This is a genomic window from uncultured Hyphomicrobium sp. (genome assembly GCF_902826555.1).
Taxonomy (GTDB): Bacteria; Pseudomonadota; Alphaproteobacteria; order Rhizobiales; family Hyphomicrobiaceae; genus Hyphomicrobium_C.
The window spans coordinates 1-14,168 of sequence record NZ_CADEFI010000035.1 but is presented as its reverse complement, the minus strand read 5'-3'; the positions used below and the strand labels follow the sequence as shown (position 1 = coordinate 14,168).

The following is a 14,168-nucleotide window of genomic DNA, read 5'->3' as shown; positions in this document are numbered from 1 at the left end:
CGCGCATCAGAAGGCCTGCCAGTAGAACATTACGAATAGGAAGGCGCGCGACGGAAATCCGCGCGCGCCCCGTTTCTCCTTGCAAGACGGCGCACAGGATCCCCCTCCGGAGATGGGCCAGAAAAGCCCCGCGCTGATCGAGCAAGGAGACCGAGTACATGACACCAAAGGGCAAATACATTATCGCGGGTCTCGCCGCTGCAACGGTGGGCCTTGTGGCCGCCGGCGCCATGGCCGAGCGCGGACACTACTGGCAGGGCCACAACAAGGGCCGCCACTTCGGCCACGGCGCTGGCATGGGCCCGCTGGGGCTTTCTTTCGGCGGCCCCAACTATCGCATCTGCCGTGACCAGTCGGGCGAGATGACCGACCACGCTCTGGTGCGCATCGAGCATCGCGTGAAGCCGACCGAGGAGCAGAAGGCCGCCTTCGAGGAATTCAAGACCGCCACCCGCTCCGCAGCCGACAAGATGCGTGAAGCCTGCCCCAAAGAGCCGGAGAAGGCCGACAACGGCGAGCGTCCGAAGCGCACCGCGATCGAGCGCCTCGCCCTGACGCAGACCGGTCTTGAGGCTTCTCTTGAGGCGCTGAAGCAGTTCCGCCCGGCGGCCGAGAAGTTCTACGCCACGTTGTCCGACGATCAGAAGGCCAAGCTCGACCGCAGCGGACGCGGCGGCAAAGGCAAAGGGCACTGGCGTCGTGACCGGGATCGGGGCGGCCCCGAGCGTGGACCGGAGCCTGAAGGCCCCGCCGCCGCCCCCGACGATAAGGGCTGATGGACGACACCTGACCGCTCCGGGCATCCCCCGGCCCCGCGGCGGAATCGAGGATTGATCATAGGCCCGGGAGGCGCAGGGTTGCCATTAACTCTGCGCCTTCTTCTTTGTGAGGAGAAAACGGCGGCCGAAGCCTTGATAAGTCCGCAAACCTGCACCATCGTATCGGCATAGAAGCAACGATCAGGTGGTGAGGTGGCAATGCTCCGGCGCGTTGCACTTTCGGTGTTTTTTCTGGCCGTGCTAGGCGTGGCCGCCATTTTCGCGGCGGGTCACCTCGGCATCGAGTTCCCGTGGAGCATCACCTCCGCGAAGCATGAGACCGCGTCAAAAGATCGTGAGCAGTCCCCATCCGCAGACGCGTCCAAGACGGCCGAAAAAACGGTTGAGGAAACCACGGCCGCTCTCGGCGACACACCGGCCGCCCAGAGCTACGGCGACGTCTCCATCGACATCTCGCGCATCTCGCCCGAAGGCACGTCCGTCTTCGCCGGACGCGCCGCACCCGACAGCTACGTCACCGTGCTCGAGAACGGAAAGCCGGCCGGGACGGTCAAAGCTGATGCGAACGGCGAATGGAGCCTTTCCACCGAGCACAAATTCGCAAGCACCGATCCGAGCCTGACGTATCAGGTCAGCCAGACGCCGCCGCCGGCACCCGAGCCGCCCAAGACCCAGGTTGCAAAGGCCGAGCCCACGTCGCCCTCCGCCGTCGCCGGCGAGGTCCTGCGCAAGTTCGAGAACTTGGTCGAGCAGGCCAGAGAGGATGCAAAGAAGAGCGAGGACGCCAAAAAGAGTGAGGCCGCGCCCACCGACGCTGCCAAATCGAGCCCTCCGGAAACAGCGCCCGCACCAACGCAAGACGCGACCGCAGCCGCCGGGACGCCGAGCCCAGCCGCAACGCCCGCTCCGCCTCCGCCAGCCCAGACTGCAGATGCCGCGCCGACCGTCACCGTCCAGGACACGCCCCCCACGCCGTCGGCGTCCGCCGGCGTGAAGACCGATGTCATCCCGGTGCCGCTCATGTTCGTCTACAATCAGGCCATACTCACCCCGGACGGTGAGCGCGCGGCGGCCTTGCTGCTCGAGTATCTGACGCTGAAGCACCTGTCGCAGGTCGAGCTCACCGGCCACGCCGACGAGCGCGGCACCGACAACTACAATCTCGACCTCTCGCGCGAGCGGCTCGAAACCGTGTCGCGGCTGTTGAAAGACGGTGGCTATACCGGCGATTTGAAGCTGACGCCGAAGGGCAAGCGAGAGCCCTATATGGGTGTCGACCGCGCAGCCTATTCCGGCGAGGCACTTTTCCAGCTCGACCGCCGCGTGGAGCTGCGTGTCACCCGCTGACGTGCAAAAGCCTCTCGCGATCCCGCAACGAAAAAGGCCCCGATTTGCACCGGGGCCAGACAACGCGCGGGGGGAGGAGGAAAGCTTGAGTCGGGAATTTTACTGACAGGTCTGCAGAAGCTCCCAGACCCGTTTGCACTGGCCGGCCTTGTTGCAGACGTTCTTCGGCGTCTTGACATAAGAGCAATGATAGGCGCCCGAAAAACCCTCGTAGCCGTTCATCGGCCGGTCGAACTGGTAGCTTTGCGCATAGAAGTCCTTGCCCTTGGCATGAGCCGCGCCCCCCGCGACGAGCGGAGCGAAAGCAGCGGCGATGGCGAGAGCAACGAAACCGGTGGTGCGAAGCGTGGTCATTGAAGCCTCCTAGTCGCCCGTCGATCGCAGGCGATGTAATCCGATGACGCCAACTTACGTCGCATCCGTCATTGCAGCTGTTCCTGGCGTGACAACGCGCATCTTTTCTGGAAAACCTCGAACCACCGCCGTCGTCGCCGAGGAACGCGCATGGAACAGACCCGATCTCCGATCCGCGACCTCGAACCGGGCCTCGAAGGCCGCGCGACCGTCGTCGTCACCGAGGAGCAGACGGCCCCCGCCGTAGGCAGCGGCACGATTACGGTCTACGCGACCCCGTCCATGGTCGCCCTCATGGAGCAAGCCGCCGTCGATTGCGTGGAGCACCGTCTCGCCCCCGGCGAAGCAACCCTGGGCGTGCATCTCGACGTGAGTCACACCGCAGCCACCCCGCCGGGTGTCGCCGTCGAGGCAACCGCCACGCTGACGGCGATCGACGGACGCAAGCTCGTCTTCTCCATCGTCGCGCGGGATGCCGTGGAGCCGATCGGTAAGGCAACGCACACCCGCATCGTCGTCGATGCAGAGCGCTTCAAGGCCAAGCTCGCAGCCAAATCGCCCTGACGTGCGGGCGCCCCCATTTGCCCGTTGCCCACCGCGCGCCCTCAGGCTTTTCCCCATGTGGAGCTGAAGGCCTCCCCGACGCCACCATTTGCTGCTAAGAAGGGCGCCGAAAAACTGGGGAGGACATGATGCGCTCAATGCTGTCGCTGCTGCTCGTTATGCTGGCCACCACCGCGGTGACCGCCGGCGAATCGCAAAAGGCGCCCGCTGCAGCCGGCGGCGCGTCGAAAGCCGCCGAGGCCGCGCCCGAGACCTCCGCGCTGCCCGAGCCCCCCAAAACCGCATGCACCAACCCCGACGCACTCGGCGTTGCCCGCACCGTCGAGATCGACACCACGGGCGGCCCTGGCTTCGGTATGGAGCATTACAAGGCCTATGACTTCCTGCAGCCGAAAGAGGTCGTGATCACCTTCGACGACGGCCCGCAGGTCAACACCACCAAGGCCATCCTCGACGCGCTCGATGCGCAATGCACGAAGGCGATCTTCTTCACGCTCGGCAAGATGGCGATCGGCCTTCCCGAGATCATTCGCGATGTCGCCCACCGCGGCCACACCATCGGCACCCACACCTGGTCGCATCAGGATCTGCGCAAGAAGTCTGATCAGGAGGCCAAGGACGAGATCGAGAAGGGCATCAGCGGCGTGCGCCGTGCCGTCGGCGGCCCGATCTCTCCCTTCTTCCGCTATCCGTATCTGCGCGATTCCCAGGCCACGCTGGCCCATCTCGCCAGCCGCAACATCGCCATGTTCTCGACCGACGTCGATAGCTTCGACTTCAAGCGCCAGACCGCGGAGAAGCTGGTCGAAAACATCATGAAGAAGCTCGACAAGAACGGCAAAGGCATCATCCTGATGCACGACATCCAGCCCCACACCGCGAAGGCTATGCCCGCCTTGCTGGCGGCGTTGAAGGCCGGCGGCTACAAGGTGGTGCAGATGAAGGCCAAGGGCGACCTCAAGACGCTGGCCGAATACGACACGTTGATCGAGAAGGACGTGAAGGGCCTGCCGGCCGCGGGCAGCGAGCGCCCGCTCTCCAGCGTCGTGCGCACCGTCCCCTGAAAAGCACCGGGGTCCAGCGGGCCCCGGTGAAGATGAGCCCCCTCGCCTGGGCCCCGGGAGACGGCGGACTGCGGCGAAAGAGGGTTCGCCCAAAAAAGAGGTGCCGGCGCCTGACCTTCCTCGATAAACTCCCTAAAAACGCCCCAAGTGGGCGAGAAGAGAGTTGTCGATGACCATGAGACGGATAGTTCGCCTGGCCGGGTTCGGCCTCGCGCTGGCGTTTGCGCTGGCGCCAGTGCGCGTTTTGGCCGACACGTGCACCGCCGACAGCTTCGGCGACGCCGTCGATGCATCGGCTGCGGAGTTGCGTGCGTTCAGCGCCGAGACCCAGCCCAAGCTCAAGGACAAGCTGACAGCCCTCCGCGACCACAAGAAATGGACCGACCCCGACTACGAGACCAAGGGCCTCAAGCTGGTCCATGACGCCAAGCTCGACGCGTTCGACGCCGAGGCGGGCGAGCTCCTGAGCAAGATCGATACCCTCGGCAGCCCCGAAAGCAGCGAGAGTGACGGCGCGACGGACTGCGCCAATCTTGACGAGCTCAAGACGGCCTCGAGCAAGCTGATGTCGGTGATGCGCGCCAAGTCGGCGTATCTGATCGCCAAGATCGACCGCGAGCTCGGAAAGACCGAAGCCGCCGTGACAACCGAGGTCGCGAAGGTCGAGACAGCTCCGCAACCGGCAGCACCTGCCACGGCGCCGGCTCCTCAGCAATCCGAGTCTCCGGCCGCGAAAGCCCCCGAGCCGATGCCGGATCTTTCCCCGATCCGCAGGGATCCTCCGAAGACCGAGACCGCGAAGACGGCTCCGCCCCCTGCGCCTCAGGCGGAAACTCAAGCGCCTCACGCCGCAGCGCCCGCATCGCCAGCGCCTTCATCGGAGCCGCAGCCGTCGTCTCCCAAGCCGCCCGTGGAGACCGAACGCGCCTCGAGCTGGAGCACCACAACCGCAGAGGCCGTAATCCCGCCGCAGCCGGAACCCAACTACGACGTTTCCCCCCCTGGCACTCCCTACGAGCTGCCTCCCCCGCCGCCCGGCGAAGGTGAGGAAGACGCTTCCACGTTCGACGCCGGTGGCGGGGGCTACACCATCGACGAAATACGTGAAGCCACGCGCGGCTTCTTCGGCACCGTCTCGACCTCGCTCGCGAGCGTGATCGAGCATGCCTTCCGCAAGGGCGGACGCCCCACGGCCTACGTGCTCGGCAACGAAGGCGGCGGCGCATTCCTCGCCGGCCTGCGCTACGGCGAGGGGACTCTCTACCTGCGCAACGGCGGCAGCCAGAAGGTCTATTGGCACGGACCGTCGATCGGCTACGACGTCGGCGCCGAAGGCTCGCGCACGCTGTTCCTGATCTACGAACTCCACGAGCCGAACAGCCTGTTCCGGCGCTTCACCGGCGTTGACGGCTCGGCTTATCTCGTGGGCGGCGTGGGCATGACCCTGCTCAAGGGCGGTGCCGTCACGATGGCGCCGATCCGGTCAGGGTTGGGGCTGAGACTTGGCGCCAGCATCGGCTACGTGCGTTTCTCCTCGCGCCCGACCTGGAATCCGTTCTGAACCCTGCGCTCCGATCGTCGCGCCTCCTATCGGGCGCGGCGTGAATCACCGGTATCAAACGCTCAGAACCCATAGCCGTAAGGAGACGCGGTGTAGAGCCCGCGCGGCGGCCGCCGAGGGGCACCGCCGTACGACCGCCGTGTACGCGCGTATCCATAGTTGGAGACAGGCCCGCGCTGCGCATAGGACGACGGCGGCAGGTAGCGGAAAGCCGGAGCGCCCCGCCGTATCCGGTCCGGGGCCTCGCGCCGGTCGACCGGTGCCCCATAGGCCACCTGCTCCCCACCCGAATGATCGGGCCTCCCGTGCACGACGATCTGCGTGCGCTCCTTGCCGTGCTTGTTGACCAGCTTGAACAACGTCGAGGCGTTCCGCGGTGCCAGACGCACGCAGCCATGAGAGGCCGGCCGGCCTAAGGCTCGTGTCGCATAGGTGGCGTGGATCGCAACGCCTTGATGGAAGAAGATCGCGTGCGGCATCGGCGCATAATCATACTGGCGCGAGTACCACATCTTGGCCATCCACGTCGGCTGGAACGTGCCGGTCGGCGTGCGGTAGCCGTAGCGCGCCGACGAGATCGGCCACGTGTGAACCGACATGCCGTCCTCGGAGACCGTCATCACCTGACGCGTCAGATCGATATTGATGGCGAGTGTCGGTTCCGGCGGCGGAGTGGTCTGCGCCGTTTCGCTAGCCGGCGCACCCGGTGCCGGCTCACTTGCCGGTGCAGCGGTCGTTTCGCTCTTGGACGCAGCCTCGGTCGCGGCTGACGCGGGCGCCGGCGCGGTGGCAGCGGTCGCAGGCGGTGATGCGGCCACAGGCGCGGCGGACCGTTGCTCGACAGCCTGCGGTGTCACCTTGAGCTCGGGCGGCGCCGGTTCGGAAGCCTCTGGAGCCTTGTTGATGACGGTGACGGTCGGAACGCCGTTCTGCGCAGTATCCGGCCTGGCAGCGCTCTGCGCTGCGGCCTCGCCGGCAAAAGCAGCAGCCAGCACCAGTATGGCGGAAGAAACTCTGGCCCTCATCAGAGGCACTCCATCAAAACTCGGCAAATCGAGGACCGCTAATGCGTGATCGTGATGCGCGTGCGCTGAGCCCCATGCGACCGCACGAGAGAATAGAACGTTGCCGCGTGCGAGGGTGCGAGACGAACGCAGCCGTGCGAGGCTGGCCGCCCCAGCCGATCGACCTCGCTGGTGGCATGGATGGCGTAGCCGCCGCTGTAGAACACGGCGTAGTGCATTGGCGCATAGTTGTATTTCGTAGAGTACCAGCGCCGCTCAAGGCGCTTCGGGCGGAAGCTTCCGGACGGCGTCGCATAACGCCCGCGGCCCGTGGAGACCGGCCAGCTGTAATAGTGGGTGCCGTGGACGTAGACATCCATCGTCTGCCCACTCTTGCTGATACGGGCGACGACCTCGGCGGATGCGGCTTGAGGCACGAGGGCCGACGCGACCGCAAGCGCGATCGCGAGAAAAACGGGACGCATATCTCTCCTACTCCGAACGAACGAGAGCGCGGGCCGCTGGCGCGGCACCAAGCCTGAGAGAAGCACATTTCCGTTAGAAGAGTGTTGACCAAAAGCCCCTAGGGCGACCCTCGGCTCACCAAATGGTTAAGCTCCGCGTCAGTCGGCAGACGATCCCTTGAGCGACGCGAATGCCGACAGCGCGGCTTGACGCGCCTCACCGTGATCGACGATCGGCGCCGGGTAGCTGACGCCGATCTCGACGCCCGCCGCAGCGAGCACATCGCCGCGCGCGAGCCACGGCGCATGGATGGCGGCCGCTGGCAGGGCCGCAAGCTCCGGCACCCAGCGCCGCACGTAGCTGCCGTCCGGATCGAACGTCTCACCCTGCTTGATCGGATTGAAGATGCGGAAATACGGCGCAGCGTCCGCACCCGAGCCCGCCACCCACTGCCAGCTCGCGGCATTGTTGGCGAGGTCGGCATCGACAAGCGTGTCCCAGAACCACGCTTCGCCGTCCTGCCACGGCTGCAGGAGGTCCTTGATCAGGAACGAGGCGACGATCATGCGCACGCGATTGTGCATCCAGCCGGTCGCCCACAGCTCCCGCATGCCGGCGTCGACGATCGGATAACCGGTCATGCCGCGCTGCCAGGCTTTGAGCGCTTTCGCATCCGGGCGCCACGGAAACGCCGCGAACTCCTTGCGGAACGGGTCATCGGGCAGCGTCGGCCAATGATGCAGGAGATGCGCGGAGAACTCGCGCCAGGCGAGCTCTTTGAGAAACGTTTCCGGACCGGCATCGGAATGTGGGACGCGGCCCGCGGCAGACTTGGCGGCGAACCAGCATTGCCGCACGCTGATCTCTCCGAAGGCAAGATGCGGCGAAAGTCGCGACGTACCCGCGCGATCGGGGCGATTGCGCTGCGTCGCATAGTCGGCAAGGCCGTCGTCGAGAAACGCCACAAGCCGCTCGCGCGCCGCGCTCTCTCCCGGTGTCCACGCGTCGCGCAAGCCGCCCGCCCAATCCGGCCGTCGCGGCAGAAGCTTCCAGTCCTGCAATCGTTCGCTCTTGGGCTTCTTTGCCGGCAACGGAATTCGCGGCGGCACATCCAGCGGTCGCGCGATCTCGACGCGGCGCAGCGCGTTCCAGAACGGGGTGAAGACCTTGAACGGGGATCCGGCCTGCGTCTTGAGCCGGTCCGGATCGTGCAGGAGCGCACCGGCAAAGCGTTTGAGGACCACGCCCGACGCGGCAAGACGATCGCGCAGATCGATTTCCAGATCGCCGGCCCACGGCTCATATCCGCGCGTGCAATAGACGCCGGCGGCCTCGCATTCTGCGGCAAGCTCCACGAGCACCTGGCGAGCATCGCCTCGACGCAGCACGAGCGCACCGCCGCGTTCCGCCAGCGATCTGCCAAGCTGCTCGAGGCTGAAGTGGAGCCACCAGCGCGTGGCTGCGCCCGCCCGCCACCGTGCGGGCGACGCATCGTCGAGAACGAAGACGGGGACGACGGGTTGCCCGGTCGCCACCGCGGCCGACAACGCCGCATGATCCGCGAGGCGCAGATCGCGGCGGAACCAGACAATGATCGGCTTTTCCATGGAAGGGGCCCCGCTCAAGCGTCAACTTGAACGTTGAAGCGCGCCCGGCGGATCCCCCGCCGTGCACCCGTCAATTGAAAAGAAGATCGAACAGCGTCTTGGATTTCTTCTTGACGCGCTTCGGAGCGGGCTGCTCGAATCCGCCACCCAATGGTGAATCCCAGGGCGCCCACGCCCCTGTCTGCGTTGTCGTATAGCGCCGCCCACCCACGGCACCGGCCATCGCGTCGCCCGCCCCGGCACGCAGATCGAATTCATCGGTGACGCCGTCGACGCTGGCGACCGTCACCTTGCCGGCGTCCCATGACCATGTCGCGACCTTGGCGCCTTGCTTGTGCGGCTCCACCGCCACCACGACACCGGCCTGGAAGTCCACCACCGCAATCATCTCGATGTCGTCCTTACCGGACTGGCCGGCAAAGAAGCGCAGCGTGCCGATGCCCTGGAACGGAGCTTCCTTGATCTGCCATTCGAGAAGCTTCGGCTGGCCGCTTCCCAACATCTCGAGGGGAACGGACAGGCGCGCATACCGGTCGTCCATCGCAAAAAAGCGCTTTCCTCGAGCAACGACGCGCCACGTATCGACACCGGCGCCCGCGACCTCGCGCTCTTCGGCCTGCTGGGGCGCAGCGCCGAGACGTTGCAGGGACTCGCCGGCAGCGCGATACCCCGGCCGCAGCTCCTGCGCCTTTCGGAGATCGGCGATGGCCTGCTCGGTCTGTCCCTGAGCTTCCTCGATCTCCGCCCTTACCCAATAGACTTCGGGGACGGACGGCGAGAGCTTCTGCGCCACTTCGATATCGCGCAGCGCCACGTCGATTTGTCCGCTGCGCTTGTAGGCGTGAGCGCGATAGGCAAAGGCCAGTCCGGACCTGGGATCGATCTCGATCGCTTTGTTGAGATCCGTGAACGCCTCCTCGTTGACCTCCGCGAGCGCATAGGCAAACCCACGCTCCGCAAAAGCCTCCGCATTGCGCGGGTCGAGCTCGGCCGCCTTCGAGAAGTCCTTGATCGCCGACGCCATGTTGCGCACCGAGAGATACGCACGCCCTCGCAGCAGATAGCTTTCCGCATGATTGGGATCGAAGGCGATGGCGCGTGAAAGATCCTCGATCGCTTCGTCGAAGCTCTCGACCTCGAGCTTGGCCTCCGCCCGGTTGCGGTATCCGGCGGCGAAGCGCGCGTCCGCCCTCACCGCCCGCGAGAAGTCGCGGATCGCCGCCTGCGGCCGGTCGAGCTTGAGGTGCGCAAGGCCGCGGCCGCTCAGCGGCGCCGGGTTGGCCGGCATGAGCTTGACCGACTTCGTATAGTCATCGATCGCATCCTCGGTCTGCCCGAGCCGCATCAGCGCCCCGGCGCGGTTGTTGTAGGCGGCCGCATATCCGGGCGCGAGCACGAGCGAGCGGTCGAAGTCCTTGATCGCCTCCTTGGGGAGCCCGAGCGAAAGCAGGAGATTGCCGCGGTTGTTGTAGACGGCGGCAAACTCCGGAAAGAGTTGCGCCGCGAGATTGAAATCCTCGAACGCCTGCCGTGTCTGGCCGAGCTTGACGTTGGCGACGCCGCGGTCGTTGAGAATGGCCGCCCGCCGGTCGTTGGGAAGCGCCGTGTCCTTGAGCGCTTCCGTGTAATTGTAGACCGCGGCCTGCGCTTCCCCGCGCACGAGTGCCCCGGCTCCCTCCTCAGCGATCTGCGCCGGTTCGGCAGGCGCAGCGGCCATCGGGCCTCCGGCCACGACTGCCGGTGCCAGCGCGGCACACACGGAAACGGCACGAACGATACCCAGAGCGGTCAAAAGCGCCTCTTCGCCACGTCAGGAAAGATCGCCATGGTAGACTGACGTCACCATTGAATCTTCCTCTGAATCTGTGACACCGGTCAATAAACGCCGAATGTGGCCCAGAAACGTTGGAGAAACGTGAGAAGAATTGTTGGGAGAACGTGCCGACGCCACCGATTCGGCACTAGAGAGCCGCACGAAGGACCGATCACATGAACCTGTGGCTGCGCCTCTTGTGGCTGTTTCTCACCGCCCCCTTCCGTCCGCGGCTGGCCGCCCCAACCGACGTTTCCGTACTCACGCTCCGCGTGCTGCCGAACGATCTCGACCTCAGCCTGCACATGAACAACGGACGCTACCTCGCCGTCATGGATCTGGGGCGCCTCGACCTGCTGCTACGCAGCGGCTTGGGGAGCGCCGTATGGCGCAACAGTTGGACGCCCGTGGCCAACGCGGCCATCATCCGCTTCCGCCGCGAGCTGCGCGCCCTCGACCGCTTCCGGCTCGAAACGCGCGTCGTCGCCTGGCAGGAACAGGCTGTGCTGATCGAGCAGAGGTTCGTCTTTGCCGGCGGAGAGCGTGACGGCCAGGTTTCCGCACGCGCGCTGTTCAAGGGCGCCCTCTACGACCGCAAGGCCCGCCGCTACGTTGCGGTCTCCGAGATGATGCAGGAAATCGGCGCCTCGATCGAAAGCCCGCCGCTGCCGGAGGAGTTCGAAACGTTCCTCGCAGCCGACCGCTCCATGCGCGAAGCCGGCCGCGATGCCAACGCCTAGGTCGATGCCGTCAAGCAGGCCGCGCACCTTGCAGCCGCGCGAGCACAGCGGGCAGCCGTTCCGGCAGGTCCTCGGCGATGAGGCCGGGGCCGAAGTTGGCGCCCGCCTCGCCGTGGAGCCAGGCCGCGGCAGCGGCCGCTTGGAAGGCCGGCATACCCTGCGCGAGAAGCCCCGTGATGAACCCGCCGAGCACGTCGCCGGAGCCCGCCGTAGCGAGCCACGGGGGCGCATTGGCGTTGATCGCAGCCGGCCCCTCAGGCGAGGCAATCACTGTGTCGGACCCCTTGAGTAGCACCTCCGCGCCGATCTCCGCCGCGCCGCGACGGGCCCGATCGAGGCGCGTGCCGGGCGCCTCGCCGAACAGGCGCGCGAACTCTCCGTCGTGCGGAGTGAGAACCACCGGCCGGCCACGCCGCTGCGCGATCGCCGAACGCAGTCGTAGAAACTCGTCGCCGGCGAATGACGTCAGCGCATCGGCGTCGAGCACGACCGCCGCGTCCGACCGCAACGCCGCCTCGACGAGCCGCCGCATCGCTTCCCCGACACCGCCGCCCGGTCCGATCAGCACCGCGTTTTTCCGTGTGTCCGAAAGCAGCTCCGTGAGCCCTTCCGGCCCCTCGAAGGGCTTCAGCATGATAGCCGTCAGGTGCCGGGCGTTGACCTCGACCGCATCGAGCGGGCTAGCGACCGTCACCAGCCCTGCCCCCACGCGCAGCGCTCCACGGGCCGCGAGACGCGCCGCGCCCGTCGCCTCGGGAGGCCCCGACACCACCACGGCGTGCCCCCGCGCATACTTGTGTCCATCCGCCGACGGCCACGGAAACAGCGCACGCCATAGGGCTGGTTTGTTGGCGAATGTCTTGATCCCGAGCCCCGCCAATACGGAAGGCGGGATGCCGATGTCGGCCACGCGCACCGTTCCACAGAGCGCTCGCCCCGGATAGAGCAGGTGCCCCGGCTTCAGCCGGAAGAACGTCACGGTCTCGGTGGCCCGCAGCACCGGCCCCAGCGGCGCGCCGGTCGCCCCATCGAGGCCGCTCGGCACGTCGATGGCAAGCACAGGTGTTCCATGATCCATAACGGCGGCGACCACCTCCGCGGCAACGCCGTCGATCGGCCGCGTAAGGCCGGCGCCGTAAAGACCATCGATGACGAGGTGCAGGCTTTCGAGCTGAAACGGATCGAGCGGACGGATTGGGCCGTCGAAGCGGCGCGCCATCTCGGCGGCATCGCCCTTGAGCGCCGCTTTCGTGCCCGCGAGAAACAAACGCACGTCGTAGCTCGCACGCTTGAGCAGGCGCGCGGCAACGAACGCATCGCCACCGTTGTTGCCCGGCCCGGCAAGAACCGCCACCCGCGCGCCAGGCTTCACGAGGCGCCGCGCCGCATCCGCAACGGCACGCCCAGCCGCTTCCATGAGGGCGAGGCTTTCGCTGCCGTGCTCCACCGCGAGCCGATCGGCACGCCCCATCTCCGCAGGCGTCAGAAGCTCGAGCCCCCCGTCCGTCCAGATCGTCTCGTTCTGCAAGTGCGTCTCCCAGTTCCGGCTCAGGCCCGTATTGAGTGTATGAGGACTTGCGCCACCCATCGAACAGTGGATTTTGATCCGTCCACCCACGGCGCAAATAGCGAGCACAAATTCTGGACAGAAAGCCTATTTTTTAGGCTATCAAAGGGCGCTCCCCTGCCTATCTACGAGGCAAATATTTACTAACGCACTGACCTGCAAGGTATAACTAAAAGGCAAATGAGTTGGCATATCCCGTGCTACCCGATCGCCGCTCCGCGGCATCAGGCTGGCGACCGGGGTTACTGGAGGACAAAGGGCGCATGAAAAAAATCGAAGCAATTATCAAGCCCTTCAAGCTCGACGAGGTCAAAGAAGCTCTCCAGGACATCGGCCTGCAGGGCATCACGGTCATCGAGGCGAAGGGTTTCGGCCGCCAGAAAGGTCACACGGAGCTGTACCGTGGCGCAGAATATGTGGTGGACTTCTTGCCCAAGGTGAAGATCGAAGTCGTTCTCGGCGACGAGATGCTCGAAAAAGCAGTTGAAGCGATCCAGAAGGCCGCTAAGACGGGCCGGATCGGTGACGGCAAGATCTTCATCTCGACGATCGAGGAGGCGATCCGCATCCGCACAGGCGAGACTGGCGCGGAAGCCATCTGATCCCCGCTCGTCATCGACGCAGGGTCTGAAAAATTCGAAAACAAAGGGGAGTGTCTATGACAACGGTCAGTGACGTGCTGAAGCTGGTCAAGGATAAGGACGTAAAGTTCGTCGACCTGCGCTTCACCGACACCAAGGGCAAGATGCAGCACGTCACCGCCGACGTGAGCACCGTGGATGAGGCCATGTTCGAGGGCTATGCCTTCGACGGTTCCTCGATCGCCGGCTGGAAGGGCATCGAGTCGTCCGACATGTTTCTGAAGCCGGATCCGAATTCGGCCCACATCGACCCCTTCTTCGCCCAGACGACGCTCGCCATCTTCTGCGACGTCATCGAGCCGCTGACCGGCCAGCCCTATGAGCGCGATCCGCGTTCGATCGCCAAGAAGGCCGAGGCCTACATGGCATCCCTTGGCATCGGCGATAAAGTCTACTTCGGCCCGGAAGCCGAGTTCTTCATCTTCGACGACGTGAAGTACACCACCGACATGTACAACGTCGGCTACAAGGTCGACAGCTCCGAGCTGCCCACGAACTCGGGCACCGAGTACGAGATGGGCAACCTGGCCCATCGTCCGAAGGTCAAGGGCGGCTACTTCCCCGTCCCGCCGATCGACTCCTGCCAGGACATCCGCTCCGAGATGCTCTCCGTGATGTCGGAGATGGGCGTCGCGGTCGAGAAGCACCACCACGAGGTCGCC

14 protein-coding genes are annotated in these 14,168 nt (G+C 65.6%); 8 read left to right on the top strand and 6 right to left on the bottom strand.

All coding sequences use genetic code 11. From position 1 onward, the window contains the following. Window positions 1-158 precede the first annotated feature (158 nt). A complete protein-coding gene (locus QZV93_RS13645) occupies window positions 159-776 on the top strand; it encodes a Spy/CpxP family protein refolding chaperone (RefSeq protein WP_295559176.1) in 618 nt (205 codons plus the stop codon). A 201-nt stretch (window positions 777-977) separates the two neighbouring features. Then, the gene (locus tag QZV93_RS13640) at window positions 978-2,126 is read left to right on the top strand and encodes an OmpA family protein (protein ID WP_295559175.1); all 1,149 of its coding nucleotides are present in this window, start codon (window positions 978-980) and stop codon (window positions 2,124-2,126) included. Between the two features lie 99 nt (window positions 2,127-2,225). On the opposite strand, the gene QZV93_RS13635 is transcribed toward QZV93_RS13640, so the two are convergent. Next, on the bottom strand, window positions 2,226-2,480 hold the full coding sequence (locus tag QZV93_RS13635; protein WP_295559174.1) for a hypothetical protein: 255 nt from the start codon (window positions 2,478-2,480) through the stop codon (window positions 2,226-2,228). Between the two features lie 150 nt (window positions 2,481-2,630). On the opposite strand from QZV93_RS13635, the gene QZV93_RS13630 reads away from it, so the two are divergent. From QZV93_RS13630 to QZV93_RS13620, 3 genes are all read left to right on the top strand, one after another. Then, window positions 2,631-3,044 carry a thioesterase family protein gene (locus QZV93_RS13630; RefSeq protein WP_295559173.1) on the top strand — a complete coding sequence of 138 codons (414 nt, stop codon included), beginning with the start codon at window positions 2,631-2,633 and terminating at the stop codon, window positions 3,042-3,044. A 125-nt stretch (window positions 3,045-3,169) separates the two neighbouring features. After that, window positions 3,170-4,108: a polysaccharide deacetylase family protein gene (locus tag QZV93_RS13625; RefSeq protein ID WP_363157118.1), complete on the top strand. Its 939-nt coding sequence runs from the start codon at window positions 3,170-3,172 to the stop codon at window positions 4,106-4,108. A 175-nt stretch (window positions 4,109-4,283) separates the two neighbouring features. Further along, on the top strand, window positions 4,284-5,669 hold the full coding sequence (locus QZV93_RS13620; protein ID WP_295559172.1) for a DUF1134 domain-containing protein: 1,386 nt from the start codon (window positions 4,284-4,286) through the stop codon (window positions 5,667-5,669). A gap of 62 nt (window positions 5,670-5,731) precedes the next feature. Here the strand turns inward: QZV93_RS13620 and QZV93_RS13615 are convergent, their stop codons facing one another. From QZV93_RS13615 to QZV93_RS13600, 4 genes are all read right to left on the bottom strand, one after another. After that, on the bottom strand, window positions 5,732-6,694 hold the full coding sequence (locus tag QZV93_RS13615) for a L,D-transpeptidase (RefSeq protein ID WP_295559171.1): 963 nt from the start codon (window positions 6,692-6,694) through the stop codon (window positions 5,732-5,734). A 38-nt stretch (window positions 6,695-6,732) separates the two neighbouring features. Then, window positions 6,733-7,158, bottom strand: a complete 426-nt coding sequence (locus tag QZV93_RS13610) for a L,D-transpeptidase (RefSeq protein WP_295559170.1) — start codon at window positions 7,156-7,158, stop codon at window positions 6,733-6,735. Between the two features lie 138 nt (window positions 7,159-7,296). Further along, complete coding sequence (locus QZV93_RS13605; protein WP_295559169.1) at window positions 7,297-8,745, bottom strand: deoxyribodipyrimidine photo-lyase; 1,449 nt, start codon at window positions 8,743-8,745, stop codon at window positions 7,297-7,299. A gap of 70 nt (window positions 8,746-8,815) precedes the next feature. Beyond that, window positions 8,816-10,462 carry a tetratricopeptide repeat protein gene (locus tag QZV93_RS13600; protein WP_295559168.1) on the bottom strand — a complete coding sequence of 549 codons (1,647 nt, stop codon included), beginning with the start codon at window positions 10,460-10,462 and terminating at the stop codon, window positions 8,816-8,818. A gap of 272 nt (window positions 10,463-10,734) precedes the next feature. Between QZV93_RS13600 and QZV93_RS13595 the strand changes: the two genes are divergently transcribed. Beyond that, entirely contained in the window at window positions 10,735-11,298 is a 564-nt protein-coding gene (locus tag QZV93_RS13595; protein ID WP_295559167.1) for a thioesterase family protein, read from the top strand. A gap of 10 nt (window positions 11,299-11,308) precedes the next feature. Here the strand turns inward: QZV93_RS13595 and QZV93_RS13590 are convergent, their stop codons facing one another. After that, window positions 11,309-12,769: an NAD(P)H-hydrate dehydratase gene (locus tag QZV93_RS13590; protein ID WP_295559202.1), complete on the bottom strand. Its 1,461-nt coding sequence runs from the start codon at window positions 12,767-12,769 to the stop codon at window positions 11,309-11,311. Window positions 12,770-13,128: 359 nt separating this feature from the next. On the opposite strand from QZV93_RS13590, the gene QZV93_RS13585 reads away from it, so the two are divergent. Both QZV93_RS13585 and QZV93_RS13580 read left to right on the top strand, forming a co-directional pair. After that, entirely contained in the window at window positions 13,129-13,467 is a 339-nt protein-coding gene (locus tag QZV93_RS13585; RefSeq protein WP_295559166.1) for a P-II family nitrogen regulator, read from the top strand. Window positions 13,468-13,523: 56 nt separating this feature from the next. Continuing rightward, window positions 13,524-14,168 (top strand): glutamine synthetase beta-grasp domain-containing protein (locus QZV93_RS13580; RefSeq protein ID WP_295559165.1); only part of this gene is annotated, 645 nt, incomplete at its 3' end.

Excerpts from the sequence above, each read along its gene's own strand:
- QZV93_RS13645 (WP_295559176.1), top strand. The coding sequence starts at position 159 with ATGACACCAAAGGGCAAATACATTATCGCGGGTCTCGCCGCTGCAACG.
- QZV93_RS13640 (WP_295559175.1), top strand. The coding sequence starts at position 978 with ATGCTCCGGCGCGTTGCACTTTCGGTGTTTTTTCTGGCCGTGCTAGGC.
- QZV93_RS13635 (WP_295559174.1), bottom strand. The coding sequence starts at position 2,480 with ATGACCACGCTTCGCACCACCGGTTTCGTTGCTCTCGCCATCGCCGCT.
- QZV93_RS13630 (WP_295559173.1), top strand. The coding sequence starts at position 2,631 with ATGGAACAGACCCGATCTCCGATCCGCGACCTCGAACCGGGCCTCGAA.
- QZV93_RS13625 (WP_363157118.1), top strand. The coding sequence starts at position 3,170 with ATGATGCGCTCAATGCTGTCGCTGCTGCTCGTTATGCTGGCCACCACC.
- QZV93_RS13620 (WP_295559172.1), top strand. The coding sequence starts at position 4,284 with ATGAGACGGATAGTTCGCCTGGCCGGGTTCGGCCTCGCGCTGGCGTTT.
- QZV93_RS13615 (WP_295559171.1), bottom strand. The coding sequence starts at position 6,694 with ATGAGGGCCAGAGTTTCTTCCGCCATACTGGTGCTGGCTGCTGCTTTT.
- QZV93_RS13610 (WP_295559170.1), bottom strand. The coding sequence starts at position 7,158 with ATGCGTCCCGTTTTTCTCGCGATCGCGCTTGCGGTCGCGTCGGCCCTC.
- QZV93_RS13605 (WP_295559169.1), bottom strand. The coding sequence starts at position 8,745 with ATGGAAAAGCCGATCATTGTCTGGTTCCGCCGCGATCTGCGCCTCGCG.
- QZV93_RS13600 (WP_295559168.1), bottom strand. The coding sequence starts at position 10,462 with ATGGCCGCTGCGCCTGCCGAACCGGCGCAGATCGCTGAGGAGGGAGCC.
- QZV93_RS13595 (WP_295559167.1), top strand. The coding sequence starts at position 10,735 with ATGAACCTGTGGCTGCGCCTCTTGTGGCTGTTTCTCACCGCCCCCTTC.
- QZV93_RS13590 (WP_295559202.1), bottom strand. The coding sequence starts at position 12,769 with ATGGGGCGTGCCGATCGGCTCGCGGTGGAGCACGGCAGCGAAAGCCTC.
- QZV93_RS13585 (WP_295559166.1), top strand. The coding sequence starts at position 13,129 with ATGAAAAAAATCGAAGCAATTATCAAGCCCTTCAAGCTCGACGAGGTC.